We start from the raw sequence: 24791 nt of genomic DNA on the forward strand, positions 1-24791 counted from the left end.
CTCCGTTCCCGGACAGCGTGCTTGACCACACGCCGCTCAGCGTAGGAGATCACCCATGGCGCGACAATGGCACCACTACGGCAGCCGTCGCGCCGCGACCATCCGGACCCGGGGGCTGCCGTCGCCGCGATGCCCGAACTCGGGCAGGGCGTAGAGGTCGACATCGAAGCCGGTCCGCTCCAACTCCTGGCGCACGAGACCGAGTTGGAAGTCCCGGTAGTACATGACGAACGGCGGTCGCCAGACGGCGTTGCGTACCTTCATCACCGCGTCGAAGCCGGCCAGCATCCAGTACGCGGGAGTGGTGGGGCGCGGCGGTGCGATGAGCGGGAACGCGAAGCAGCCGCCGGGCCGCAACACGGAGTGCACCTGGTCGAACAGCCCCGGCAACTCGCCGGGCAGGAAGTGACCGAACGCCCCGAAGCTGACCACCAGGTCGAAGGCGGGTGCGAACGGCAGGGCCCGGGCATCGCCGCGCACCCATGCCGCATGCGGTTCGGCACTCCCCACCCGCCCCTGCGCGACCGCGAGCATGCCCGCGCTGAAGTCGACGCCGGTGACACTCTCCCGGCACACCTTGGTCAGCGCCTCGGCGCCCGCGCCGGTGCCGCAGCACAGGTCGAGTCCGTGGTCGAAGGGGCCGATGCGGCGCAGCATGGAGGCGACCGCGTCGAGCAGCGGGGCCGGGGTCCGGAAGGGGGTGTGGTCGAACTTGGGCGCGAGGAGGTCGTAGCCGTGCTCGACGGACGACAGTGCCTGGACGGCGAGTTCGCGCAGACTGGGGCCTTCGGGGCTGAACATCCGGGTCAGCCTAGGGCAACCCGCTGCTTCAGGACCGTGAGAACGCGCTCGCACCAGCGCAGGTTCTCCTCCTCGAAGGTGATCCCGGCCATCAGGGTGAGATACGGCCCGATGCGGTCGGCGTCCCGGAGGTACTCGTCCTCGGTCCGGCCGTCGAGGAGCCGGTCGCGCACCCACTCGTAGCGGTCGAGCTTGCCGCGCGCCCATGACCTGCGCTCCTCGATCAGCTCGCGGGTCACGGCGGGGTCCGTGCCGTCCATGGCCTGGATCTTGATGAGGAGTTCGTCCCGGATGGCGGTGGGGCGTCGCGGCGGCTCTGCGGCGAAGGTGTCGAGGTCGCGGCGGCCGGCCTCGGTGAGCGTGAACATCCTTTTGTTCGGCCTGCGTTCCTGCTGGACGACCCGTGCCTCGATCAGCCCGTCCTGCGCGAGGCGCTCCAGTTCGCGGTAGAGCTGCTGCGGTGTCGCGGGCCAGAAGTTCGCCAGCGACACGTCGAACACCTTGGCCAGTTCGTAGCCCGAGGCCTCCCCTTCCAGGAGAGCCGCGAGGACCGCGTACTTGAGGGACATGTGGACACGCTAACAGCCGTTGATTAGTCTCATCCACACCTACTCAACTAATTGACTATGAGGTGAGCCGATGCGTGCGTTCCGTGAGGCGGTCGAGGCGCAGGACATGGACGCCGTCGAGGCGCTGCTGGCAGAGGACGTGGTCTTCACCAGCCCGGTCGTGTTCAAGCCGTATCCCGGGAAGGCGATCACCGCGGCGATCCTGCACGCCGTCGCGCGGGTCTTCGAGGACTTCCGGTATCTGCGGGAGATCGGCGACGCGGACGGCGCCGACCACGCGCTGGTGTTCAGCGCGCGGGTCGGCGACCGTGAGCTGACCGGCTGCGACTTCATCCATGTCAACGAGGAGGGCCTGATCGACGACCTGATGGTCATGGTCCGTCCCCTGTCCGGCGCCCAGGCCCTCCAGGCGGCCATGGCGGCGCAGTTCGAGCAGATCGCCAAGGAGGCGGAAGCGCGGCTCGGTTGAGACCCGGCTCCGCCCTGGCTCACGCGATGCTCAGGGCGAGAGCTCCCGTGTAGGTCTGGCCGGGCGTGATGGCCGTGACCGTCCCGTCGACCGTCAGGGTGACCTTCTTGCCGCGGGGTGCCTTGACGGTCGCGTCGGCGGCCAGGGCGAGGCGCGTCAGGTACGAGGTGCTGGTGACCGTCCACGTCGAGCCACTGTCGAGCTGCACGATCGCGCCGTTGTTGACGGCCGCCTGCGTGGTGTTGGTGACGATGCCCAGCTCGTAGAAGGTCGACGCGTCGATGCTGGACACCCGGTGCTTGGCCCTGGTCGCTGAAATGACGCCCTCGACACGGGAGTTCTCGAAGGTGAGGACCATGTTCCTGCCGGTGCGCATGCCGTTGTAGAAGTCGCCCTTGAGGGCGATGGAGGTGAAGACGGCGGCTCCGTCGGTGGTGTGGACGGCGGTCGGGTCGAAGGTCGTGTCCTTGGCCGGGTCTCCGACGGGCTCGGTGTAGACGCCGATGTTCATCATCTTGCCGTTGACATTGACGGGGCCCGGGTCGTCGAGCTCGATCATCTGGAGGATGATCCCGTCGCGCGGGTTGAGCCGTGCGCCCTGGGAGCCGTCGACGCTGATCGTGGTCTGCTGGCCCTTGTTGAGGAAGGTCGCCCGCTCGGAGTTGATCACCGTGCCGCCGTCGAGGGTGAGTTGGCCGGCACCGAAGAACATATAGCCGAAGTGGCCGGAGTTCACGACGGTGTTGCGCACCGGAATCGACGCCAACTCGGCCTTGGACAGCCCGAGTTCCAGCTCGGTGTTGAGCGCGGATACGGCGGCCCCGCTGCTGTCGCCGTAGTGCACGACGGCCGCCGGGCCCGCGATGATGGTCGCGTAGCTGCCGACGTCGAGCCGGGAGCCGAGCACGCGCACGGTCGCGTCGCCGATGGCGTAGGTGCCGTAGCCGTACTCCCCCGTGTTGCCGAAGTGGCTGTTGATCACGGTCAGTTTGAGCCCGCTGCCGCCCTCCACCGACAGTGCACCCCAAGTCTCTGAGAACACGGTTGAGTTGAGGTAGGTGGCCTTGCTGTTCTTGCCGATCAGGTTGGTGGCGCGGACGTTGCCGTCGAGGCCGAGCATCCAGGGCACGGACTCCATGTAGGGCGTCTCGACGGTGGCCTGGTAGTCGGCGGGCAGTACGCCGTTGCGGGCGCGGAGGACGGAGTCCTTGACGATGACGTTGGCGCCGTCGTCGGCGATGACGGCGGTGCGGACGACTCCCTTGGTGTCGATCCGGGCGCCGTCCACGACCAGGGTGGTGGCCGGGCCGTCGCCGACGACCGCGGCACCGTAGCCCGCGAAGTCACAACGGCCGTTCCCGGTAAGGGAGATGGAGGGCCGGTCGAGCGTGTAGGTGGCGTCCTGGACGTACACGGCGTCGAAGCACTCGCCCGTCGAGGTGATCCTCACGTTCCTGGCACAGGCGTCGGTGAGCTTGCCGCCGAGCGCGGCCGCGAGGACGGACTTGTCCTTGACCACGCCGTCAGCGTCGACGTACAGCGCCTGCCGGAAGGGGAAGGTGAGCGTCTCGTACGTCACCTCGTTGGCCGCCGCGACGGTCAGGACGACATCGCCCCGGTAGGTACCGGGCTGGACGAGGGTGGCGGTGGCGCCGGTGGCGGTGAGCAGTTGGCCGGTCTCCACGCCGTCCACGGTCAGCGAGAGGCTGAAGCCGTCCGGGGCGACCATCTTCCCGCCGGACGCGATGGACAGCTCGCTCACGCGGGTGGTCGCGGAGACCTCGTACGTCTCACCGGATCCGACCGAGATCCGCGTGCCGGAAGCCTTCTCGGCCGTCGGCGCGGCGCCGGCGGAGACCGCCGGCACCAGTACGGCTCCGGCCGTGGCGGTACCGGCGATCAGGACCGAGCGTCGGGTGATCAGCGTCATTGCTTGCCTTCCCAGGGATCGATGCGCCGTCGCGCAGTGTGACCGGCCGGCCGTCGAACGCGCGATGCGGACGGCCCGGCGGAGGCACCGAAGGTGCGCACGAGGGAGTGAAGCAGCCTTGGGAACAAGGCAATAGGCGGCTAGCACACACATATGGGAGTCCGATGCCTCGGATCACGCCGACCATTTCATGGCGGTCACACAGAGTCGTCATAGCGGGTGGAAGTCCGCGGACACAACGGCGAGGCGGGCGGGCGGCCGGTCGGCCGTCCACCTCGCCGTTCACGTGCACGACTTGGTCGCTACGCCGGGGCGATCATCCCCGCCGACAGGTCGATGTCGGCCCCGCACAGACCGGGCATCGCGAGCATCGCCACCAGGGCCCGCGCGACCTCGTGCTCCTCGACGAGCCGGCCGAGGGCGGCCCGGGAGGCGAAGTCGCGTTCGGCCTCGGCCACGGTGCAGCCGGTCAGTTCCGCGGTGAGCCGGAAGTTGCGGTCCATGCGCGGGCCCCGAACCGGGCCCGGGGAAAGGGAGTTGACCGCGATCCCTTGCGGTCCGACCTCCCCGGCCAGGGTCCGGGTCAGGCCGAGCAGCGCCATCTTGGAGGCGGTGTACGGGGTGCGGTTGAGCAGCGGACGCTTGCCGCTGACCGAGGCCACGTTGACGATGTCCCCGTGCCCGGCCGCGATCATCGGCGGCAGGAAGGCCCGGCACATCAGATAGACGCCCCGGACGTTGGCGGCGAACACGTCGTCCCACTCGTCCGGCTCGATGTCGACGAGGGGGCGGACGGGGCCCGCGACTCCGGCGTTGTTGACGAGCAACGACACGTCCTCGTGCGCGAGTTCGGCGGCCAGGGTGCCGACAGCCGCAGGGTCGGAGACGTCACAGGAGGCCGTACGGGCCTGTCCGCCGTCCTTGACCACCCGTGCCGCCGACTCAGCGAGCGTCGCCTCGTTGCGCCCGACCAGGATCACCCGGGCTCCGGCGTCCGCGAGGGCCAGCGCGAAGGCGCGCCCCAGTGGCCCGCCGCCACCGGTGATCAGCGCCGTACGGCCGTCCAGGCTCATGGGGTGTTCCAGGGCAAGCCGTCGCCCGCGGCCTTCGCCGCCCGCACGTCACCCGAACGCGCGTGCCCCTCGAACAGCTCGACGCGGGCCGCCCGCCCGCACAGCCGGCCCAGCAGCGCCTGGGAGTCGGTGTCGGTGACCTCCTGATAGGTCACCGTCTTGAGGTACTTCCCCACCCACAGGCCGCCGGTATAGCGCGCGGCACCACGTGTCGGCAGCACATGGTTCGTGCCGATGACCTTGTCGCCGAACGACACACACGTGCCCTCGCCGAGGAACAGAGCGCCGTACTGGGTCATGCGCTCCAGCGCGAGGCGTGGTTCGGCGGTCAGCACCTCGACGTGTTCGAAGGCGAACTCGTCGGCGAGGGCGTACAGCTCGTCGAGGGTGTCGACGACATGGACCTGACCGTGGTCTCGCCAGGCGGGCTCGGCGAAGTCCCGGGTGGGCATGCCGGGCAGGAGCCGTTCCACCTCGGCGATGGTCTTCTCGGCGACCTCGCGGGAGGTGGTGATGAGGACGGCCGGGGAGTCCGGGCCGTGCTCGGCCTGGGAGAGCAGGTCGACGGCGCACACGAACGGGTCCGCCTGCTCGTCGGCGAGGACGAGGATCTCGGTCGGCCCGGCGAACAGGTCGATGCCGACCTCGCCGAAGAGCTGCCGCTTGGCCTCGGCGACATAGGCGTTGCCCGGCCCGGCGATCAGGTTGACGGGCCGCATCGAGTCGGTGCCGACGGACATGGCGGCCACCGCCTGCACTCCGCCGAGCAGCCAGATCTCGTCGGCGCCCGCGAGATGCATGGCGGCGACGGTGGCGGCCGGTATCTCACCGTGGATGGGCGGCGTACAGGCGACCACGCGCGGTACACCGGCGACCTTGGCGGTGACGATGGTCATGTGGGCGGAGGCGGTGAGCGGGTAGCGCCCGCCCGGGATGTAGGCGCCCGCCGCCTGCACGGGGATGTGCTTCTGACCGAGGCGCACACCCGGAAGCGTCTCCACCTCGAACTCCCGCAGGGAGTCCAGCTGATGGCGGGCGAAGCCGCGTACCTGGTCCTGGACGAAGCGGATGTCGTCGATGACCTGCTGCGGCACCGACGCGACGATCTTCTCGACCTCCTCGTCGGTCAGCCGGAAGGAGTCGGGGCTCCACCTGTCGAACTTCTCGGAGTAGGCGCGCACGGCGTCGTCACCGCGCCCACGGATGTCCGCGATGACGCCGGTCACGGTCTCGCGCACCTGGTCGAGGGAGGCGGCGACCTCCGCCCCGGGCACGGCATGCTTCAGGATCGTTGCCACAACTGCGGCCTTTCTGCGGGTGGTTGATCAGGAGGGGGCGCTCAGACAGGGGGCGCCACGAACAGCACATCGGGGTCGTTGAACTGCTCCTTGGCGACCGACTCGCTCATCGGGTCGGCGGTGCCCCACTGGTCCTGGGTGATCGGGTCGTCGACGTCATGGCGGCCCGGGTGCCACAAGTCCTCTTCGAGGACGGCGAGTTCGGTCGTGTACTCGACGGTGTTGCCGTGCGGGTCGTGGAAGTAGGAGAAGGTGTTGTCGCCCGCGAGATGCCGGCCGGGACCCCAGGTGAGCCGGGTCCCGGCGCGCAGCGCCCGCCCGGTGCCCCGCATGTACTCCTCGACGCCCCGCATCTCGAACGAGGCGTGGTGCAGGGAGACATGAGGTCCGCGGGCGATGGCGAACGAGTGATGCAGCGGGCTGCACCGCAGGAAGTACATGAGGTCGCCCATGTGCGTCGAGTACAGGGTGTCGGTGAGCCGGAACCCGAGGTGCTCGACGTAGAAGTCCCGAAGTCCTTCCGGGTCCTGGGAGTTGACCACACAGTGCGAGAGCCTGACCGGGATCGCCTCGCGCTCCTCGATCTTGCGGTGGATGCGGGTGGCGACGTCCGCAGAGACCTCTACGACCCGCCCGTCGGGATCGAAGAACCGGAAGCCGTAGCCTCCGCCCGGGGTGTCCAACACGCCTGGCTCTCCCAGGAGTTGGATGCCCGCCCGGCCTAGCCGTACATGCAGCTCGTTCACGGCGGTCGGCGATACGGCCCCGAAGGCGACCAGGTCCATCCGCTTCCGCTCGTCCTCGCGGATACGGACGACGTACTGCTCGGGACTGCCCTCGGCGGCGAAGAAGACGACCCCGCTGTCGCTCGCGACCTCGGTCAGGCCCCAGGTGGCGCCGTAGAAGGCGCGCTGCCGGGCGAAGTCCGGTACGGCCAGGTCGACATGGCGCAAGTGGGTGATGGGCTGAAAGGTCACTGTCCGCTCCCGACGGTGTTGCGCTGGTGGCCGAGGCCCGTGATCTCCGACTCGACGACGTCGCCGGGCTTCAGGAAGACGCCCCAGTGCGCGCCGTTGCCCGCCGGGGAGCCGGTGAGCAGCAGGTCGCCGGGGCGAAGGGTGGTGGTCGTGGAGACGTAGGCGATGAGCTTCGGGATGTCGAAGATCATGTCCTTCGTCGACTCGTCCTGCCGCACAACTCCGTTGTGGCGCAAGGTGATCCGCAGATCGCCGGGGTCACCGACGAAGGCCGTCGGCACGAGGAAGGGTCCGGTGGGCAGGAAGGTGTCGGCGTTCTTGGCCGTGAACCAGTCGGTTCCGATGGCCTTCAGGTCGGGCCGGTAGAGGCGGTCGCGGGTGGTGAGATCGTTCGAGATCGTGTATCCGGCGACATGGTCCATCGCCTCCTCGGCCGGGATGTTCTTGCCCGACTTCCCTATGACGAGGGCGAGTTCGAGCTCCCAGTCGTGCTGTTCGCCGAGCGCGGGGAGCACGATGTCGTCGTAGGGACCGCTGATCGCGCGCGGGGAGCCGAGGAAGACGTACGGCACTCCGTTGCGGGCGCGTTCGTCCATCATCAACTCGGCGTCGGCGCGGGCCTCTTCGGGGGTGGCGCCGTGCACGCTCTCCTTCTCGGCGGCGACCAGATCGACCACGTGCTTGCGGTAGTTGGCGCCGCTCTGCAGGATCTGGCCGGGCTCGACGGGCGTCAGGACGCGCAGCGCGGCCAGGTCGTGCCAGGTGCCGTCGGAGGACCGGGCTAGATCACCGAGCCGGGGCAGCCAGCCGTCCCAATCGTCGACGAGGGCCCGCACGGACGGCACGAGATCGGAGAGGTCACGCACGCGGGCGCCGGTGACCAGTCCCGGGAAGACCGCCTCCCCGGAAGCACCGGACGCGAACGTGCCGAGTGCGAAGGGTCCGGCATGGGTGGGCAGTTGATCGGGCACGGCGCTCTCCTCGTACGGGTGGGGGCTCGCTCTCGACGCTAGGCAGCCCGGGGACCCGGCGGAAATGGGGATCCGCGATGCCTGCCATCGCCGGCCGCGCGGGCCCTCACCGCATCAATGTGCGGCTCCGCCGCGTGGCGGCTCCATCGCCGTACGGGATGCATGCCGTCCCCCTTGCCGATGCCTCGATCCGTTGACCGTGGATCGACCGCCCACGCAGGCTCGGAGCACCCACTTTCCCGAGGAGAAGAACGTGATAGTCGAGCATGCCGAGCTGACCGTCGAGGCGGGTCGGGAGCGGGAGTTCGCGGAGTCGTTCGGCAAGGCGCGTGAGGTGCTGGCCGAGGCCGACGGTTTCCGCTGGGCCGAGCTGCTGCGCGGTGCGGAGCGGCCGACGAGCTTCCTGCTGCTGGTCGGCTGGGACACGGTCGCGGCCCACATGGTCGGCTTCCGGGAGTCCGAGGCCTTCGCGCGCTGGCGGGCCCTGGTCGGACCGTTCTTCGCCGAACCGCCGGTCGTCGAGCACTTCCATGAGCTCGGCCCGCGCTTCTCAGGGTGACGGGTGCCCCCCATACCTTTTCTTCTACGTTCGCAAGGATCGCCCATGCCCGTACACAAGGTGCTCGTCGTCGGCGGCGGCATCACCGGAAGCGTGCTGTGTCTCGCGCTCGCCCAGCGGGGCGCCGAGGTGGAGCTCGTCGAGATCTCTCCGCGGTGGTTCGGTGTGGGCCATGGCATCACCGTCCAGGGCAACGCGCTCAAGGCGCTGCGTTCCGTGGGTGTCCTGGACCGGGTGCTGGCCCGGGCGGTGCCCTTCGACATCCTGCGCCTGCGCCGCGCCGACGGCGTGCTGATCACCGAGTTGAACACCCCGCACACCGGCGGGCCCGAACTGCCGTCCACGGCGGGCGCGTTGCGCTCGGATCTGCAGGACGCGCTGTGCGACGCGGTGCACGCGCACGGGGTGCGGGTCCGCCTCGGACTGAGCGTGGACCGGCTCGACCAGTCGCCGGACCACGTGGATGTGGCCTTCACGGACGGCTCGACCGGCCGCTACGACCTGGTCGTGGGCGCCGACGGCATCAACTCGGCGATGCGCGCGCTGATCGGCATCGATGCCGGGCCCCGCCCCGTCGGCATGTCGATCTTCCGGGTCGTCGCGGACCGCCCGGCGGTGATGGACTGCGCCGAGGTGTACTACGGCGGCCCCCGCTTCAAGGCCGGCTACAGCCCGATCTCCCCAGACCAGTGCTACGCCTACCTCCTCGACGAGAACCTCGACACCTCCCTGATCGGCCCCCGCGCCCCGCTCGACCTGCTCCGCGAGCGCGGCGCCGGGTACGGCGGCACCTGGGGCAAGATCCTCGCCTCACTGCCGGACGACACGCCCGTCGACTACCGCTGGATCGAGGCGATCCTCGTCGACGAGCCCTGGCACCGGGGCCGCGCGATGGTCATCGGCGATGCCGCGCACGCCTGTCCACCGCTGATCGCGCAGGGCGCGGCCATGTGCATGGAGGACGCGGTGCTGCTGGCCGAGTTGGTGACGAGCGACGAGTCGACGGAGAAGGCACTGGACGTTTTCATGGCCCGACGGCTGCCCCGGGTGCGGATGGTCCTGGAGAACTCCCTCCAGCTCGCCGACTGGGAGATCCATCCCGGCACACCCGGCGCCGACCCGGCCCGGATCATGTCGGAGACGCTGGACAACCTGACGGCCGCCGCATGACCGGCTCACCCGTGGTCGACTTCCACGGCCACCTCGCCGTCCCCGCCGCCGACGCCCTGGTCGCAGGCACACCCGGTCTCGCCACCGAGCTCACGGCCGAGCAGCGCGCCCACTCCCCCGCGTCCCTGGCCGTCAACCGCGCCCAACTCCAGCGCCTGGCCCCCAGGTTGACGGATGTCACCACCCGCCTGTTGGACCTCGACGCGATGGGCGTGGACATCCAGGTGGTCGGCCCGATGCCGATGCACCACTACTGGGCGGACCCGGACCTCGCGATCCACCTCGCCCGTACCGTCAACGCGGCCGTGGCCGCCCACTGCGCCGTGGCACCCGACCGGCTGTACGGCCTCGGCACGGTCCCGCTCCAACACCCCGACCTCGCCGTCGCGTTGCTCGACCAGGCTGTCAACGACCATGGCCTGTACGGCATCAGCGTCTCCACGACGGTCGGCGGCCGCGAACTGGCCGACCCCGCGCACGACACGGTGTGGCAGCGGGCGGAGGAGCTGGGCGCGGTCGTCTTCGTGCACCCCTGGGGTTGCTCCCTCGGCGAGCGGCTGGCCACCAACTACCTGGGCAACACGGTCGGTCAGCCGGTCGAGACGGCGGTCGCGCTCTCGCATCTCATCTTCACCGGCGTCCTCGACCGCTTCCCCCGCCTGAAGCTGGTGGCCGCGCACGGCGGGGGCTACCTCCCGACGTACATCGGCCGCTCCGACCACGCCTGGCGGGTACGCCAGGACGCGCGCGGCTGCGTCGAGTTGCCCAGCGCCTATCTGCGGCGGATGTGGTTCGACGCGCTGGTGTACACCCCGCGCGCACTGCGGCACCTCGTCGAGGAGGTCGGCGCGGACCGGGTCGTCCTCGGCACCGACCACCCCTTCGACATGGGTGTCGACGACCCGGTGGCCCGGCTGGACGCGGCCGGGCTCGACCCGGCCGACCGGGCCGCCGTCGCCGGGGGCAACGCCCTCGACCTGCTGCTGAAAGGACGTATCCGATGACCACCGCAGGTGCCCTCGGTCCGATCGAGGAAGAACTCGCCAAGGCCCGTTCCGCCTACCGCAATTGGGGCCGCTGGGGTGAGGACGACGTGCTCGGCACGCTCAACTTCGTCGACGACGCGATCCGCGCCCACGCGGCGGGCCTGGTGCGTCGCGGGCGGTCCTTCTCGCTCGCCCAGGAGTTCAACGAGTCCGGCCCGCAGCGCGGTTTCCGCGGCCGTATCAACCCGGTCCACTATATGAAGGACACCGGTTCCGACGCGGCGGCCGGCACCCAGGGCTTCCCGCACGGTTTCGGCGGCGCCGACGACCATGTCGTGATGCCCTTGCAGGCCTCCACGCAGTGGGACGGCCTCGGCCACATCTACGACAACAAGCAGGCGTGGAACGGCCGTCCGTGCACCATCGTCAACGGCGACGGCGACTCGGTCACCGGCATCGAGCACATGAAGGACGCCTTCACCGGCCGCGGAGTCCTCCTCGACGTGGGCCGAACCATCGGCGACGAACACGGTGAACTCCCGGACGGATTCCCCATCCTGGAGGAACACCTGCGGGCCACGATCGAGGCGCAGGGCGCGACCTCGTCGGTCCGCCGCGGCGACCTCGTCCTGATCCGCACCGGCCAACTCGGCCGCGTACGACGGCTCGGCGACTGGGGCGGCTACGCCGCCGGTGACGCGCCCGGTCTCTCCTTCACCACCCTCGGCTGGCTGCACCGCACGGAGATCGCGGCGATCGCCTCCGACACCTGGGGACTTGAGGTGCGGCCGTACGAGTTCCCGCAGCCCGCGATGTCCCCGCTGCACCAGATAGCGATCCCCAACATGGGCCTCCCCCTGGGCGAGATGTGGGACCTGGAGGCACTGGCCGAGGACTGCGCGGCCGACGGCGTCCACGAGTTCCTGCTCGTCGCCGCACCACTGCCGGTGACCGGCGCGGTGGGCGCCCCTGTCAACCCGATCGCGATCAAGTGAGCCCGCACATGGCTGCATTCAATCGGGGGACGACCCCCGAACCCCCGCGAGGGAACCGCTTCTCCGGCACCCTCCACCTCCCCGACGACGAGGACTTCGAGGAGGCATGCTTCGGCCGGATCTTCAACGCCCGTGTCCCGCAAGACCGTTCACCGGCCGCCGTCCTGATGGCCGAGTCGGAGCGGGACGTCGTGGAGGGGGTACGACTCGCCCTGGAGCGGGGCTGGCAGGTCTCCGTCCGTTCCGGCGGGCACAGTTGGGCCGCCTGGTCGGTGCGCGAGGACGCGCTGCTGATCGACCTCGGGGGCTTCCGAGAGATGGCCTACGACCCACGGACCGGCCTTGTGACGGCGACCCCCAGCGTCAAGGGCGGCGACGAACTCAACCCCTATCTCGGGGAGTTCGGGCGCTTCTTCAACGGCGGACACTGCCCCTCCGTCGGCATCGGCGGTTTCCTGCTCCAGGGCGGGCAGGGCTGGAACGCGCGGGGCTGGGGCTGGGCGGCGGAGAACATCGTGGCGATCGATGTGGTCACCGCCGAGGGCGAGTTGGTGCGCGCCGACGAGACCCGGCACAGCGACCTGTTCTGGGCGGCGCGCGGCGCGGGACCGGGCTTCTTCGGCATTGTCACCCGCTTCCACCTGCGCACGCGCCCGCTGCCGAAGCACCTGGGCCACACCGTGCACGCGTATCCGCTGGGCCTGTTCGACGAGGTCATGACCTGGCTGCACGGTATGCACCACACCGTCTCGGACCTGGTGGAGATCGTCGCGCTCACCCAGACACCGCCCGACCTGGACGAACCGGTGCTGCTGGTCACCGGCGTGTCGATGACCGACACGGCCGAGGAGGCCGCCGAGGCGCTGGCGCCGCTGCACGCGAACCCGTACGCGGACCGGGCACTGTTCCGCGTGGAGGCCCAACACACCACGATCGCGGAGCAGTTGACGGGTCAGCGCACCGCCAACCCGGAAGGTCACCGCTATCTGGTCGACAACGCCTGGCTGACCGGCCCCGCCGACGAGGTCGTACCGGCGATCCGCAGGGCGTTCACCGAGCACCCCACCCGGCAGACCTTCACCATCTGGTTCTCCATGGCGCCGCTGCGCCAACTCCCCGACATGGCCTTCTCGTTGCAGTCGGAGATCTACTGCGCCACCTATGTCGTCCACGACGACCCGTCCCGGGACGCGGAGTTGCGTGCCTGGCTGGACGGCGCGATGGCGGACATGCGGCCGGTCACGGCCGGCCAGTACCTCGGCGACTCGGACTTCACCGTGCGGCAGTTGAGGTTCATGGGCGACGAACAGTGGCGGCGGCTGCGGGAGATCCGGTCCGCACGTGACCCCAAGGGGCTCTTCGCCGGCTATCTGAGCGCCGGGACCGTCACCAACACCAACCACTGGGAGCAGTGAGCGATGCGTTTCGCGACATACGAGCACGAGGGCGTGGAGCGCGCCGGAGCCGTCCGGGACGGGACAATCCATCCGCTGCCCGAGGGAGTCACCGTACTGACCCTGCTGGAACAGGAGGTATTGCACGCGGCCGGCACCGAAGCGCTGTGCCGGCCAAGTGACTTGACGGTGGATCAGGTGCGGCTGCTGCCTCCGCTGAAGCCGCCCTCCATCCGGGACTTCGTCGGTTTCGAGGCGCACATCGAGGGAGTCTCGAAGTCCCTGGACGGACTGGAGCACGTACCCGAGGAGTGGTACCGGGCGCCCAACTTCTACTTCACCAACCCCCATGCCGCGTACGGCGCGCACGACGACGTGCCGGTGCCTGCGGGCTGTTCAGTGCTGGACTTCGAGTTGGAAGTCGGTGTGGTGATCGGCCGGAGCGGACGTGATCTCACGCCGGAGCGGGCGCGCGAGCACATCGTCGGTTACCTGGTCTTCAACGACTGGTCGGCGCGGGATCTGCAGAAGCCGGAGAAGAACCTCGGGCTCGGCTTCTCCAAGGGCAAGGACTTCGCGAACACGCTGGGCCCCTGTCTGGTCACCGCCGACGAGGTCGAGGACCGGCGCGACCCGGACGGCTTCCTTGATCTGGAGATGACGGTCACCCTCAACGGTGAGCTGATCGGCCGCGACACCCTGGCCAACGTCTCCTGGACCTTCGAGGAGATGATCGCCTACGCCTCCCGGGACGCCTGGGTGCGCCCCGGGGACATCCTCGGCTCGGGTACCTGCGGCTGGGGCGCGCTGGCGGAGTTCTGGGGCCGGGTCGGCGAGCGCACCCCGCCGCCGCTGCGGCCGGGCGACGAGGTGACGCTCGCGGTGGAACGCCTGGGCACCCTCTCCAACCGGGTTGTGCCGGGCCGCAGGGACGTGTATCTGCCGCGCGCCCGCAAGCGCGGCCGGACCCCTCGGCCGTAGCCCCACCGCGAAACCGCTCCGACCTGCACACATCCAGGGATCCGATGGCATGTATCGGATCCCTGTGACTTGCCGCCCGGCCTCTTCCTCGGCGGGAACCCGGTCGTTACGCTCCGGTTTCACCGAGCTTCAATGACGCGGCCGGAAGGACACACGCATGGGTCTGGGAGCGATCGACCTGAATCTTCTGGTGGCGCTGGAAGCCCTCCTGGAGGAGAAGAACGTCACCCACGCGGGGGTGCGGCTGTCGACCAGCCAGTCCGCGATGAGCGGCTCGCTGGCCCGGTTGCGGCGGCACTTCAACGACGAGCTGCTGGTGCGGGTGGGCCGCGAGTACGAGCTGACCCCGCTCGCGGAGCGGCTGCTGCCGGTCGTCCAGTCGTCCCTGCACAAGGCGGAGGAGGCGCTGTCGCTGACCCGTCACTTCGATCCGGCGCGCAGTCGGCAGCGGTTCTCGGTCGTGATGTCCGACTACGTCATGTCGATGTTCGTGGAACCGCTCCTGCGGGCCCTCGCTCGGGAGGCCCCCGGTATCCGGATCGACTTCCACCCGATCGTCGTAGGGCAGTTGGAGACGGAGACCCATCTGCGCTGCCACGACCTGATGATCGTGCCCCTCGGCTACCAACTGCCGGGAGTGAGCGAGGCCGTGATGCACGACCGGTTCGTGTGTCTCGTCGACCCGGACAACCCCCGTCTGGTGGACGGGCGGCTCTCGTTGCGGGACCTCGCCGAGATGCCCCACGCGGCCTGCGGGATCGGCAAACTCACGCCCGCCGACCGGCAGTTGGAGACCCTCGGCATCACACCGAGGGTGCAGGTCAGCACGCCCGGCTTCAGCGTGCTGCCGTTCCTGATGAGCGGCACCGACCTGGTCGCCCTCGTGCCCGAGCGGCTCGCCCGGCGCTACGAGGGCTTCGCGCGCTGCGCCGTCGTACCGACGCCGTTCCCGGACGTACCCCTGGTGGAGGCCATGTACTGGCACCACAACCGGCACGCGGACCCGGCGCACCGCTGGCTGCGGGAGACGGTCCGTGCGGTGGGCGCGTCGCTGGAGGATCCGGTGGCCCGGGAGATCGCCGGCGCGGATGCCACCCATGCCGATCGTGCGTTTCCGGAGCTGACCCCGGCTTCCTAGCGTGGGCGGGAGACATCCCGCACCCCCTGGAGGCAATCGTGAGCCGCACGCGTCTGGCCGGTCGTACCGTCGTCGTCACCGGGGCCGCGCAGGGCCAGGGAGCCGCCGAGGTGGCGGCCGCCGCCCGCGAGGGAGCGATCGTGGTGGCGACCGACGTCCTGGACGAGGCGGGCGAGAAACTGGCCGCGTCCCTGCGCGCCGACGGCCTCGACGTGCGGTATCGGCACCTGGACGTGTCGTCGCCGGAGGGCTGGACGGACCTCGCCGCCGGGCTGGACGTCGTGCACGGGCTCGTGAACAACGCGGGCATTCCCATGCGGGCGCGGCTCGGTGACGTCCAACTCGCGGACTGGAACCGGGCGTTCGCGGTGAACACCACGGGCGCGCTGCTCGGTATCCAGGCTCTCGCCCCGCTGATGCCGGCCGGTTCCTCCATCGTGAACGTCGGCTCGGTCGCGGGTCTCACCGCGCATCACGCGGTCGCGTACACGACCAGCAAGTGGGCGCTGCGCGGCCTGTCCAAGGTGGCCGCGCTGGAGCTGGCCCCGCGCGGCATCCGTACGAACGTGATCCACCCCGGCTACATCGAGACCCCGCTGATGGCGTCCGCCAACCCGGTGTTCGTCCAGGCCCATCTGTCCCTGACCCCGCAGGGCCGGGCGGGCACGGTCGACGAGGTGGCGCCGCTGGTCGTCTATCTGCTGTCGGACGAGGCGTCGTACGTCAACGGGGCGGAGATCACGGTGGACGGGGGGTATGCGGCGCACGGCGGGGTGAAGGCGATCACGAACGCGCTGGACGCGTAGCGCTCCGCTGGAGGTGCGCAGCGGGTTGTCGGTCGGCTGCGGCGCCGTCGTAGCTGATCGCGCCGCTTGAGGGAGCTGCTGCTCAGGGTGCCTGGCACTCCTGGAGCCGCTTCTCAAGGAATCTCCGCTCCGCGCCGTTCTCCACCAGCTCCAGCGCCCGCTCGTACGCCTCGGCCGCCTCCGCCGTACGCCCGTCGCGCCGCAGCAGGTCGGCACGGGTGGCGGGCAGCAGGTGGTAGTCGGCCAATTCACCGCCCCGCTCCAGCTCCGCGACCAGGGTGAGTCCGGCCTCCGTTCCGTCCGCCATGCCCACGGCCACCGCTCGGTTCAGGCGCACCACCGCCGAGGGCACGAAGCGCTCCAACTCGCCGTACAGGCCCGCGATATCGGCCCAGTCGGTGTCGGCGGCGGTGGGCGCGGTGGTGTGGCAGGCGGCGATGGCGGCCTGGATCTGGTAGGGGCCGGGCCTGCCCCGGCGGAGGGCCCTCTCCAGGAGGGCGGCGCCCTCGTCGATCTCGGTGCGGTCCCAGGCCGTACGGTCCTGGTCCTCCAGGGTGACCAGTTCGCCCTCTGCGTCCACGCGCGTGTGGCGGCGGGCGTCGTGCAGCAGCAACAGCGCCAGCAGGCCGAGCACTTCGGGCTCGTCCGGCATCAGACGGGAGAGGACTCGGGCCAGGCGGATCGCCTCGGCGCACAGGTTCGTGCGGACCAGGTCGGTGCCGGACGTGGCCGCGTACCCCTCGTTGAAGAGGAGGTACACGACACCGAGTACGCCCGTCGTGCGCTCGGGCAGCAGATGCGCGGGCGGGACACGGTAGGGGATGCCGGCGTTGCGGATCTTCTTCTTGGCGCGCACCAGGCGTTGCGCCATGGTCGCCTCGGGGACGAGGAAGGCGCGGGCGATCTCCGGGGTCGTGAGACCCGCGAGGGTGCGCAGGGTGAGGGCGACCCGGGCCTCGATGGGCAGCGCGGGATGGCAGCAGGTGAAGATCAGCCGCAGCCGGTCGTCGTGGACCCCGCTGTCGTCGCCTTCGTACTCCGGGTCGTACGGTCCCTCGTCCCGTGCCAGCACCGCGACCTCCCGCAGTTTGGCCGCCCCGACCGCCTCCCTGCGCAGTACGTCGAGGGCGCGGTTGCGGGCGGTCGTGGTGAGCCAGGCGCCGGGGCGGCGCGGGATTCCGTCGCGCCGCCACCGGTCGAGTGCCTGGGCGAAGGCGTCCTGCGCGCACTCCTCCGCGAGGTCCCAGTCGCCGGTCACCCGGATCAGGGTGGCGACGACCTGGCCCCATTCCTCGCGGAAGGCGGCGGCGACCGCCTTCTCGACATCGGGCACGTTCACTCCCAGACCGGCCGCACCTCGACCGAGCCGCCGGCGAGCGCGGCGGGGTGCCGGGAGGCGAGCGAGATCGCCTCGTCGAGGTCGGCGACCTCGATGATGTCGATGCCCGCTACGTACTCCTTGGACTCGACGAACGGGCCGTCGGTGAGCAGGACTTCGTCGCCCTGGACGCGCACGGTGGTGGCGTCGCTGGCGGGCCGCAGCCGGGCTCCGCCGCGCATGAGGTCGCGGCCGCGGACCTCGTCGATGTAGGCGGTGAAGCGGGGGTCGTCGGCGATCTCGGCGGGGCTGAGTTCCTCGCCGTCGACGGGGGCGCAGATGAGCAGGACGTACTTCATGACCGCTCCTCGGTCGATGTCTCGGTGGAGACGTGTTCGTGGACGATCTGCCAGCGCGGGCCGGCGTTGCGGTAGCCGGTGGTCACGCGCAGGACGTCGTTCAGCGGGCCGCCGTCGGTGCGGGTGCCGCGCAGTCGGACGAGGGCGTTGCCGAAGGCGATGGACTCGTCGATGTGGACGCGGAACTCCAGCACCTCGCGGGTCAGGGGTCCGGTCACGTCCGAGAGGACGTCCTCCACGGCCTTGCGGAGGGCCGCGGTCCCGTGCCGTTCGGTGCCCCCCTTGAAGGCCGTCACGTCGGGGGCGTAGCAGGCGAGGACGCGGTCCGCGTCCCGCTCGCGGAGGGCCTCGGTCAGTTCGGCGTCGAGCGCGCGGATCTCGGGCTCGCCCTCCTCCTCGCCGTCCATGGGCCAGAAGGGGCGCACCTCCATCGCTCCGATGGTGGCGACGGGGTGCTTGGCGGCGGCCTCGACGGCCTCTTCCAGGGTGTCGCACTCCAGGATGTCGAATCCGGCGACGTACTCCTTGGTCTCCGCGAACGGCCCGTCGGTGCGCAGCACCTCGCCGCCGCGCACCCGGACGGTGACGGCGTCGGCGGGGAGCGCGAGGCGGTGACCGTGCAGCCGTACATTGCGGTCGCCCAGGTCCTCCACCCACGGTTCGACGGGTGCCATCCCGGAGCTGTCGGCCGTGTCGTCGCCGCACACGAGCAGCATGTACTTCATGGTTCCTCCCGGTCCTCATGAGCTTCCTACACCCCACCGACGAACACGGCCGAGACGAATCGACACCCCGCGCGGAAAAACACGGAGAGGCCGGGGCACAGGCCCCGGCCCCCTTCCGACGTAAGCGTTTACGCGGTCGCCGCCTGCACCGACGGCTCCCCCGCCCCCACGGTCGAGCGCTCGGTGTTCCTGCGCACCAGCAGCAGGGTGACCACCGCGCCCAGCAGGGAGGCGCAGCCGCAGATCACCACGCCGAGGGCCATGCCGTGGCCGAGGGCGGTCTGCGCGGCGGCCTTGGCCTGGGCGCTGCCCGCGTTGACGACGGCCAGGGGTCCGGCCGCCTTCTCCATGCCCGCGTCGGCGCCGCTGAGCTTGCCGACGAGTGCGGAGGAGGCAGCGCTCATCGCGATGGTGCTGATGACGGCCGGGCCGAGGCCCTGGCCGAACTCGCGCACCAGGCTCGTCGCGCCGCTGGCCATGCCGGTCATGTTGATCGGTACGGCGTTCACAGCGGCGGAGGTCAACGAGGACACCACGCAGATGAAGCCGATACCCAGGAGCAGCACCGGGCCGATGAAGGCCGCGAGGGAGGTGGTGGTGATGGGCAGGGCGGCGATCCAGAACTGTCCCGCCGCCATGGGCAGCAGGCCGCCCATCAGGAGCCAGCGAGCATCCACGCGGGTGAGCATCCTGCTGAGCACCGGTGCCAGCAGCAGCGGGATCAACTGCAGGATCACGAACGGCATTCCGGCCCGCAGCGCGCTCAGGTGCATGACCGCGCCGAGGCGGATCGACACGCAGTAGGCGGTGCCGATGAAGCCGAACATGCCGGCCAGTGCCACGACGGCGGCTGCCGCGAACGAGGGGATCTTCAGCAGGTCGAGGTTGAACATCGGTGAGGTCGCGCGGGTCTCCGCGACGACGAATCCGGCGAGTGCCACGGCCGCCAGGGTCAGCGAGCCCACGATCGCCGCGCTGCCCCAGCCGCGGTCGCCGCCCTCGATGATGCCCCAGAGCAGGGCGGTGAGTCCGACGGCGATGGTGATCTGGCCCGGCCAGTCCAGGGCGCGGCCCTCGGGTGCCTTGGAGTCGGTGACGAGCTGCCGGCAGGCGATCGCGACGACGAGGCCGAGGACGACCGGCGGTACGAACGCCCACCGGAAGTCGGCGACCGTGGCGAGGATCCCGGAGGAGAGCGGGCCGAGCGCGGAGGCGAGGGAGATGCTCAGCGCCCAGGTGGAGACGGCTTTCGCCCGGTCCTTCCCGTCCGGGGTGGCCGCCGCGATGACCGCCAGGGAGCTGGGGAAGAGCGCGGCGGCGCCGATGCCGGCCAGGGCCTGCCCGGTCCACATCATGGTGATGTTCTGCGAGGTGGAGTTGAGGAGTTCACCCAGCGCCAGGACGAGTCCGCCGAGGACCAACAGCCGCTTGCGCCCGAAGAGATCGCCCACCACACCGAAATTCAGTTCCAGAATCGCGGTGGGGAGAATGAAGGCGGAGGTGACCCAGGCGACCTGGGAACCCGAGGCGCCGAATGCGGCCTGAATTTCTCCGTTGATGGGCGAGGGAACGGTAATGCACAACTGTGCCGCCGCGACCGCGAGACAGCACGCTATGAGTGTTCCGGGGTCCAGTTTTTTCAAGGAGATCGAATCCGTCATCGTGCGTGCCCTCACTCTGCGTTTTTCTCTATGAGTTCGATGAGATTTCCCTCGGGGTCGCTGACCCAGGCCATGCGCACTCCGGGCTCGGGGGACGGCCCGGGTGCCATGACCTCGCCCGCTCCTTGGGCCAGCAAGGCGCCGTGGACGGGGTCGAGTTCGGGGGTGGTGACCGCGAAGTGCCCGTATCCCTCGGTGAGTACGGCGGTCATCGGGTCCGGCGCGCGAAGGCCGGGGGCGGAGCCGGGCCGGGCGAGCAGCTCGATGCGCCAGCCCCGCGGATGCTCCAGCACGACGCCTCGCAGACCGGGTCCTTCGAGGTGGAACTCGAAGACGGTCTTCAGGCCGAACGCGCCCTTGTACCAGGCGGTTTGGGCGGTCAGGTCGCGTACGTTGACGCCCACGTGGTCGAGTCGGACGGTCACGGCGCCTCAGCCCGCCATCGCGCTGTCGCCGCCGTCGACCATGAGATTGGCGCCGTTGACGAAGGCCGCCTCGTCGGAGCAGAGGAAGGCGGCGGCCCGTGCGATGTCCTCGGGCTGCCCCACGCGCCCGACCGGTATGCGCGCCTCCAACTGGGCCTTGGGGCCGTCCGGATCGTCGAGGAAGGGTGCGGTGGCGGAGGTGCGGGTCATGCCCGGGGCGATGGTGTTGACGCGGATGCGGTGCGGGGCGCCGGCCGCGCACAGGTGCATGCTCATCGCCAACACCCCGCCCTTGGCGGCCCCGTGGGGCACCATCGGCATGAAGGGCGCCCCGCGCACGGCGGCCACGGACGCGACGTTGAGGACGGCGCCGCCACCCCGCGCGATCAGATGCGGCCAGGCGGCCTGCGTACAGAAGTAGGGGATGTCCAGCTCGTTCTTGATGGTGAAGTACCAGTCCTCGGCGGGCATCGTCTCGAAGGGACCGTTCCGCAGCGCGGAGGCGTTGTTGTAGAGGATGTCGATCCCGCCGAACGCCGCGATCCCGGCTTCGATCCACTCCCTTGCGCCGGCCTCGGTGGACAGGTCTACGGGTGCGAGCGACCGCATGATTCCACCGGCCTTCTCGACGAGTTCCACGGTCTCGGCCGCGTTGTCCTCGTCGATGTCGCAGCCGAAGACCTCGGCGCCCTCCGCCGCGAATATCAGCGCCGCGGCCCGCCCTATTCCCGCCCCCGTTCCACTGATGAAAGCGATTTTCCCGGCCAGTCGACCCATGATTCCCAAGTCCCTTGTCCCGTGCCGCCGTAGTGCGGTGGTGGCAGCGTAGGTACGGCCATTGGCGAGAACAAGAAATGGGTCGGCGAAGGGCCATCGGGGGTTTGTATGGCTGGTATGAGGCGCGGAGCGGGGAACTCCTCACCGGTTCACGAGAGGATGTCCCCATGAGCACCGACGAGCACGCTCGGCTGATGCGCGCCAACCAGGCGAACTGGGACGCCCGCACCCCCGTCCACCTCGCCAGCCGGTTCTACGGCCTCGACGACGACCCGGACCCGGAGCGCTGGTTCGCCGCCTTCGAGTGGGACGACCTCGGCGACCTGACCGGCCGTGACGTGCTCCACCTCCAGTGCCACCTCGGCACCGAGACCCTCGCGTTCGCGCAGCGCGGGGCCCGCGCCATGGGCCTCGACTTCTCCGAGGCGTCCGTGGCGGCCGCGAACGCCATCGCGGCGGAGGCGGGCCTCGACGTCGGCTACGTGCGGGCGAACGTGTACGACGCCGTGCAGGCCCTGGGGCAGCGGCAGTTCGACGTCGTGTACACCGGCAAGGGCGCCCTGTGCTATCTGCCGGATCTGCCGCGCTGGGCGGATGTCGTGGCCCAACTCCTGCGCCCCGGTGGCCTGTTGTACGTGGTCGAGTTCCATCCCCTGCTCAACTCGCTGGGCCCGAAGCCGGCTCCGGACGAGGGGCCCGAACTGGTGCTGCGCCACGACTATCTGGGCGGCGGCGGTCCCGTGCGCCGGGACGCGACGTTCACGTACACCGACGGTCCGGCTGTCGCTGGTGCGACCGACAGTTACGAGTGGATGCACGGAATAGACGAGGTCATCAACGCGTTGACGACAGCGGGACTGAACATCCGGCGGCTCCGTGAGAGCGACGAACTCCCGTGGCCGCGCTGGCCGCGGATGGTCCGGACTCCCGGCGGCTGGTGGCGACTGCCCGAGCCGCGGATCCCTCTCCTGTACGGCCTGCTGGCGAACCGCTGAGCCGTATCTCACAGCCGGAGTCGCAGCCGGTGTGCTACGGTGCGATCAGCACTTGTGTACGCCCCACTGTGGGCGCCGGTGCCAGTACCACTTCACCTTCGCCGAACGGCCCGTCGATTCCCGACCGGCTCATCGGCTTCTCCACACCATCTCGTGACCGGCGCTTTTCCGCCGTACCCCGAGGTGATGTTCCCCGCCGCCCCGAGGAGCGCTCGTTCGCCCTCCGCTCGCGGCTTCTCCCCCTTCCTTCCGCATGACACATGCATCCGTCCTTGAAAGGACCACCCATCATGACCACCACACTCGAACCCCCAGTACAGGAACGGCCCCGTATCCAGACCGCGACCGGTGTCCTCGACATCGACGGCAACGGGAAGGGGCACCTGCGGGCACTGGACTGTGCGCCCTCGCCCACCGACCTCCAGGTCTCCCCCGCGCTGATCCGCCGTCACGGCCTGCGCAAGGGCGACCTCGTCGAAGGCGTCCGCGGCGGGCAGCGCGCCCTGACCGAGGTCGCGTTCGTCAACGGACGCACGCCCGCCGAGCTGCGCGGCCGACGCCACTTCCGTGACCTCACTCCGCTGCACCCGCGTGAGCGGCTGCACCTCGAACACCCGGCGGCCGGCCTCACCGGACGCGTCGCCGATCTGATCGCCCCCGTCGGCAAGGGCCAGCGCGGGCTGATCGTGGCCCCGCCGAAGACCGGCAAGACCGTGCTGCTCCAGCAGATCGCGGCCGCCGTCGCCGGCAACCACCCCGAGGCCCGCCTCATGGTGGTGCTGCTCGACGAGCGCCCCGAGGAAGTCACCGACATGCGGCGCTCCGTGCGCGGCGAGGTGTACGCCTCCACCTTCGACAAGGCGCCCAAGCAGCACATCGCGCTGGCCGAGCTGGTCATCGAGCGGGCCAAGCGGCTCGTCGAGGCCGGCGAGGACGTCGTGATCCTGCTCGACTCACTGACCCGGCTGTGCCGGGCGCACAACAACGCGGCCGCCTCCGGTGGCCGTACCCTCAGCGGCGGTGTCGACGCGACCGCGCTGATCGGCCCGAAGAAGTTCTTCGGCGCCGCGCGCCTCGCCGAGGAGGGCGGCTCGCTCACCATCCTCGCCACCGCGCTGGTCGAGACCGGTTCCCGTGCCGACGACTTCTACTTCGAGGAGCTGAAGAGCACCGGCAACATGGAGCTGCGCCTCAGCCGCGAGCTGGCCTCCCGCCGGGTGTTCCCGGCCGTCGAGATCAACCCGTCCGGCACCCGACGCGAGGAACTCCTGCTCACCCCGGCCGAGTTGACGGCCGTACGCGGTCTGCGGCGGGCCCTGCAGACCAGGGACGGCCAGGGCAGCCTGGAGACCCTGCTGGAGCGGATGCGGGACACCCCGGACAACGCGACCTTCCTGCGGCGCATCCAGCCGACGCTGCCTTCTGACTGACCGGCACGTCCGTGGGACTAGGGCATCCGGGTGCTCGCTCGCCCCGCGCGGCCCGGCCAGCACCTTCTACGGCGCCTCCGTTTCTAGCTTTGCGGTATGACTATCGGATTCCCCTCCCGGATCGCCGTGTCAGCCTGCGCCCTCTGCCTGGCGGGTGTCCTCGCGTCCACACCCGTCGCCGCGGTGGCCCACTCCGGGTCGGGTCCCGGCACACCGGGCGGAGCGGGAGCCGCGGCACCGCCGTCTGCGCTCCTGAACGGCCCCGGGACCCAGGTCCGGCCGCACCCCGGAGCACCCGGGATCCCGGACGTCTCCGCCCTGTCGTGGCTGGTGGCGGACGCCGGCACCGGTGACGTGCTGGCCGCGCACGACGCACACCGCAGGCTCCCGCCCGCCAGCACCCTGAAGACCCTGTTCGCCCTGACCGTCCTCCCCGTACTGCCGGGCGGCCTGCTACACCGGGTCAGCGAGCAGGACCTGGCCGGCATCGGCGAGGGAAGCAGTCTGGTCGGCATCGAGGAAGGCCACACGTACCAGGTCGCCGACCTGTGGCGCGGGGTCTTCCTCAACTCCGGGAACGACGCCGTACATGTCCTGGCAGCCCTCGACGGCGGCTGGGACGCCACGGCCGCCCGGATGCAGGCCAAGGCCCGCGCCCTGGGCGCGCTCGACACCCATGTCGTCTCACCGGACGGCTACGACACCGACGGCCAGGTGTCCTCCGCCTTCGACCTCGCGGTGTTCGGGCGGGAGGGGCTGCGCAACGCGGACTTCGCGCGGTACTGCTCCACCGCCGAGGCGGAGTTCCCGGGCGACGGGTCCTCGTACGCGATCCACAACACCAACCGGCTACTGACCGGCAACGACGGCGTCGAGCCGTACCCCGGTCTCATCGGCGTGAAGAACGGTTACACCACCCACGCGGGCAACACGCTCGTCGCGGCGGCGCGCCGGGGCGGGCGGTCGCTCGTCGTCACGGTGATG

At 70.2% G+C, this 24791-nt stretch carries 24 protein-coding genes and 1 pseudogene; 12 read left to right on the forward strand and 13 right to left on the reverse strand.

Annotation, left to right across the window (positions count from 1 at the left end; genetic code table 11):
* Positions 1–75: 75 nt before the first annotated feature.
* The gene (locus ABZT04_RS11045; RefSeq protein ID WP_356055358.1) at positions 76–801 is read right to left on the reverse strand and encodes a class I SAM-dependent methyltransferase; all 726 of its coding nucleotides are present in this window, start codon (positions 799–801) and stop codon (positions 76–78) included.
* Positions 802–806: 5 nt separating this feature from the next.
* Positions 807–1370 carry a PadR family transcriptional regulator gene (locus ABZT04_RS11050; RefSeq protein ID WP_356055360.1) on the reverse strand — a complete coding sequence of 188 codons (564 nt, stop codon included), beginning with the start codon at positions 1368–1370 and terminating at the stop codon, positions 807–809.
* 70 nt (positions 1371–1440) lie between these two features.
* On the opposite strand from ABZT04_RS11050, the gene ABZT04_RS11055 reads away from it, so the two are divergent.
* Positions 1441–1839 (forward strand): nuclear transport factor 2 family protein, encoded by a 399-nt coding sequence (locus ABZT04_RS11055; RefSeq protein WP_356055362.1) that lies wholly within the window; start codon positions 1441–1443, stop codon positions 1837–1839.
* A gap of 19 nt (positions 1840–1858) precedes the next feature.
* Here ABZT04_RS11055 and ABZT04_RS11060 read toward each other — a convergent pair whose 3' ends face one another.
* The 5 genes from ABZT04_RS11060 to ABZT04_RS11080 all read right to left on the reverse strand — a co-directional run bounded on the left by ABZT04_RS11060 (position 1859) and on the right by ABZT04_RS11080 (position 8088).
* A complete protein-coding gene (locus tag ABZT04_RS11060) occupies positions 1859–3769 on the reverse strand; it encodes a hypothetical protein (RefSeq protein WP_356055364.1) in 1911 nt (636 codons plus the stop codon).
* Positions 3770–4071: 302 nt separating this feature from the next.
* Entirely contained in the window at positions 4072–4842 is a 771-nt protein-coding gene (locus ABZT04_RS11065) for an SDR family NAD(P)-dependent oxidoreductase (RefSeq protein ID WP_356055366.1), read from the reverse strand.
* Positions 4839–6140, reverse strand: coding sequence for a histidinol dehydrogenase (gene hisD, locus ABZT04_RS11070; protein WP_356055368.1), 1302 nt, complete (start codon positions 6138–6140; stop codon positions 4839–4841). Before hisD ends, ABZT04_RS11065 begins: the two co-directional genes overlap by 4 nt.
* 41 nt (positions 6141–6181) lie before the next feature.
* Positions 6182–7117, reverse strand: coding sequence for a VOC family protein (locus tag ABZT04_RS11075; protein WP_356055370.1), 936 nt, complete (start codon positions 7115–7117; stop codon positions 6182–6184).
* Positions 7114–8088 carry a fumarylacetoacetate hydrolase family protein gene (locus ABZT04_RS11080; RefSeq protein ID WP_356055372.1) on the reverse strand — a complete coding sequence of 325 codons (975 nt, stop codon included), beginning with the start codon at positions 8086–8088 and terminating at the stop codon, positions 7114–7116. Before ABZT04_RS11080 ends, ABZT04_RS11075 begins: the two co-directional genes overlap by 4 nt.
* A 253-nt stretch (positions 8089–8341) precedes the next feature.
* Here ABZT04_RS11080 and ABZT04_RS11085 point away from each other — a divergent pair, with 253 nt between their 5' ends.
* The 8 genes from ABZT04_RS11085 to ABZT04_RS11120 all read left to right on the forward strand — a co-directional run bounded on the left by ABZT04_RS11085 (position 8342) and on the right by ABZT04_RS11120 (position 16117).
* A complete protein-coding gene (locus ABZT04_RS11085) occupies positions 8342–8647 on the forward strand; it encodes an antibiotic biosynthesis monooxygenase (protein WP_356055374.1) in 306 nt (101 codons plus the stop codon).
* Between the two features lie 45 nt (positions 8648–8692).
* Positions 8693–9817, forward strand: a complete 1125-nt coding sequence (locus ABZT04_RS11090) for an FAD-dependent monooxygenase (protein WP_356055376.1) — start codon at positions 8693–8695, stop codon at positions 9815–9817.
* Positions 9814–10821 (forward strand): amidohydrolase family protein, encoded by a 1008-nt coding sequence (locus ABZT04_RS11095; protein ID WP_356055377.1) that lies wholly within the window; start codon positions 9814–9816, stop codon positions 10819–10821. Before ABZT04_RS11090 ends, ABZT04_RS11095 begins: the two co-directional genes overlap by 4 nt.
* Entirely contained in the window at positions 10818–11798 is a 981-nt protein-coding gene (locus ABZT04_RS11100) for a cyclase family protein (protein WP_356055380.1), read from the forward strand. Before ABZT04_RS11095 ends, ABZT04_RS11100 begins: the two co-directional genes overlap by 4 nt.
* Positions 11799–11806: 8 nt before the next feature.
* The gene (locus ABZT04_RS11105) at positions 11807–13213 is read left to right on the forward strand and encodes an FAD-binding oxidoreductase (RefSeq protein WP_356055382.1); all 1407 of its coding nucleotides are present in this window, start codon (positions 11807–11809) and stop codon (positions 13211–13213) included.
* A 3-nt stretch (positions 13214–13216) separates the two neighbouring features.
* Positions 13217–14173: a fumarylacetoacetate hydrolase family protein gene (locus ABZT04_RS11110; protein WP_356055384.1), complete on the forward strand. Its 957-nt coding sequence runs from the start codon at positions 13217–13219 to the stop codon at positions 14171–14173.
* A gap of 157 nt (positions 14174–14330) precedes the next feature.
* Complete coding sequence (locus ABZT04_RS11115) at positions 14331–15311, forward strand: LysR family transcriptional regulator (protein ID WP_356055386.1); 981 nt, start codon at positions 14331–14333, stop codon at positions 15309–15311.
* A 38-nt stretch (positions 15312–15349) separates the two neighbouring features.
* Positions 15350–16117: an SDR family oxidoreductase gene (locus ABZT04_RS11120; protein WP_356055388.1), complete on the forward strand. Its 768-nt coding sequence runs from the start codon at positions 15350–15352 to the stop codon at positions 16115–16117.
* Between the two features lie 82 nt (positions 16118–16199).
* Here the strand turns inward: ABZT04_RS11120 and ABZT04_RS11125 are convergent, their stop codons facing one another.
* The 6 genes from ABZT04_RS11125 to ABZT04_RS11150 all read right to left on the reverse strand — a co-directional run bounded on the left by ABZT04_RS11125 (position 16200) and on the right by ABZT04_RS11150 (position 21382).
* Positions 16200–17456, reverse strand: a complete 1257-nt coding sequence (locus ABZT04_RS11125) for an RNA polymerase sigma factor (protein WP_356055390.1) — start codon at positions 17454–17456, stop codon at positions 16200–16202.
* Complete coding sequence (locus ABZT04_RS11130) at positions 17453–17794, reverse strand: YciI family protein (RefSeq protein ID WP_356055392.1); 342 nt, start codon at positions 17792–17794, stop codon at positions 17453–17455. Before ABZT04_RS11130 ends, ABZT04_RS11125 begins: the two co-directional genes overlap by 4 nt.
* The gene (locus ABZT04_RS11135; RefSeq protein ID WP_356055394.1) at positions 17791–18519 is read right to left on the reverse strand and encodes a nuclear transport factor 2 family protein; all 729 of its coding nucleotides are present in this window, start codon (positions 18517–18519) and stop codon (positions 17791–17793) included. The genes ABZT04_RS11130 and ABZT04_RS11135 overlap by 4 nt, the downstream gene beginning before the upstream one ends.
* Before the next feature lie 128 nt (positions 18520–18647).
* Positions 18648–20180 carry an MFS transporter gene (locus tag ABZT04_RS11140; RefSeq protein WP_356055396.1) on the reverse strand — a complete coding sequence of 511 codons (1533 nt, stop codon included), beginning with the start codon at positions 20178–20180 and terminating at the stop codon, positions 18648–18650.
* Between the two features lie 11 nt (positions 20181–20191).
* Positions 20192–20605 carry a VOC family protein gene (locus ABZT04_RS11145; RefSeq protein WP_356055398.1) on the reverse strand — a complete coding sequence of 138 codons (414 nt, stop codon included), beginning with the start codon at positions 20603–20605 and terminating at the stop codon, positions 20192–20194.
* A 6-nt stretch (positions 20606–20611) separates the two neighbouring features.
* Positions 20612–21382 (reverse strand): SDR family NAD(P)-dependent oxidoreductase, encoded by a 771-nt coding sequence (locus ABZT04_RS11150; RefSeq protein ID WP_356055400.1) that lies wholly within the window; start codon positions 21380–21382, stop codon positions 20612–20614.
* A 167-nt stretch (positions 21383–21549) separates the two neighbouring features.
* On the opposite strand from ABZT04_RS11150, the gene ABZT04_RS11155 reads away from it, so the two are divergent.
* The 3 genes and pseudogenes from ABZT04_RS11155 to ABZT04_RS11165 form a co-directional block, all read left to right on the forward strand.
* A complete protein-coding gene (locus tag ABZT04_RS11155; protein ID WP_356055402.1) occupies positions 21550–22377 on the forward strand; it encodes a class I SAM-dependent methyltransferase in 828 nt (275 codons plus the stop codon).
* Between the two features lie 290 nt (positions 22378–22667).
* Positions 22668–23807 carry a transcription termination factor Rho gene (gene rho, locus ABZT04_RS11160; RefSeq protein ID WP_356055404.1) on the forward strand — a complete coding sequence of 380 codons (1140 nt, stop codon included), beginning with the start codon at positions 22668–22670 and terminating at the stop codon, positions 23805–23807.
* A gap of 96 nt (positions 23808–23903) precedes the next feature.
* Positions 23904–24785, forward strand: a pseudogene (locus ABZT04_RS11165) (D-alanyl-D-alanine carboxypeptidase); the annotation flags it as partial.
* Positions 24786–24791: the final 6 nt, after the last annotated feature.

The organism is Streptomyces sp. NPDC005492 (genome assembly GCF_040605995.1).
GTDB lineage: Bacteria > Actinomycetota > Actinomycetes > Streptomycetales > Streptomycetaceae > Streptomyces.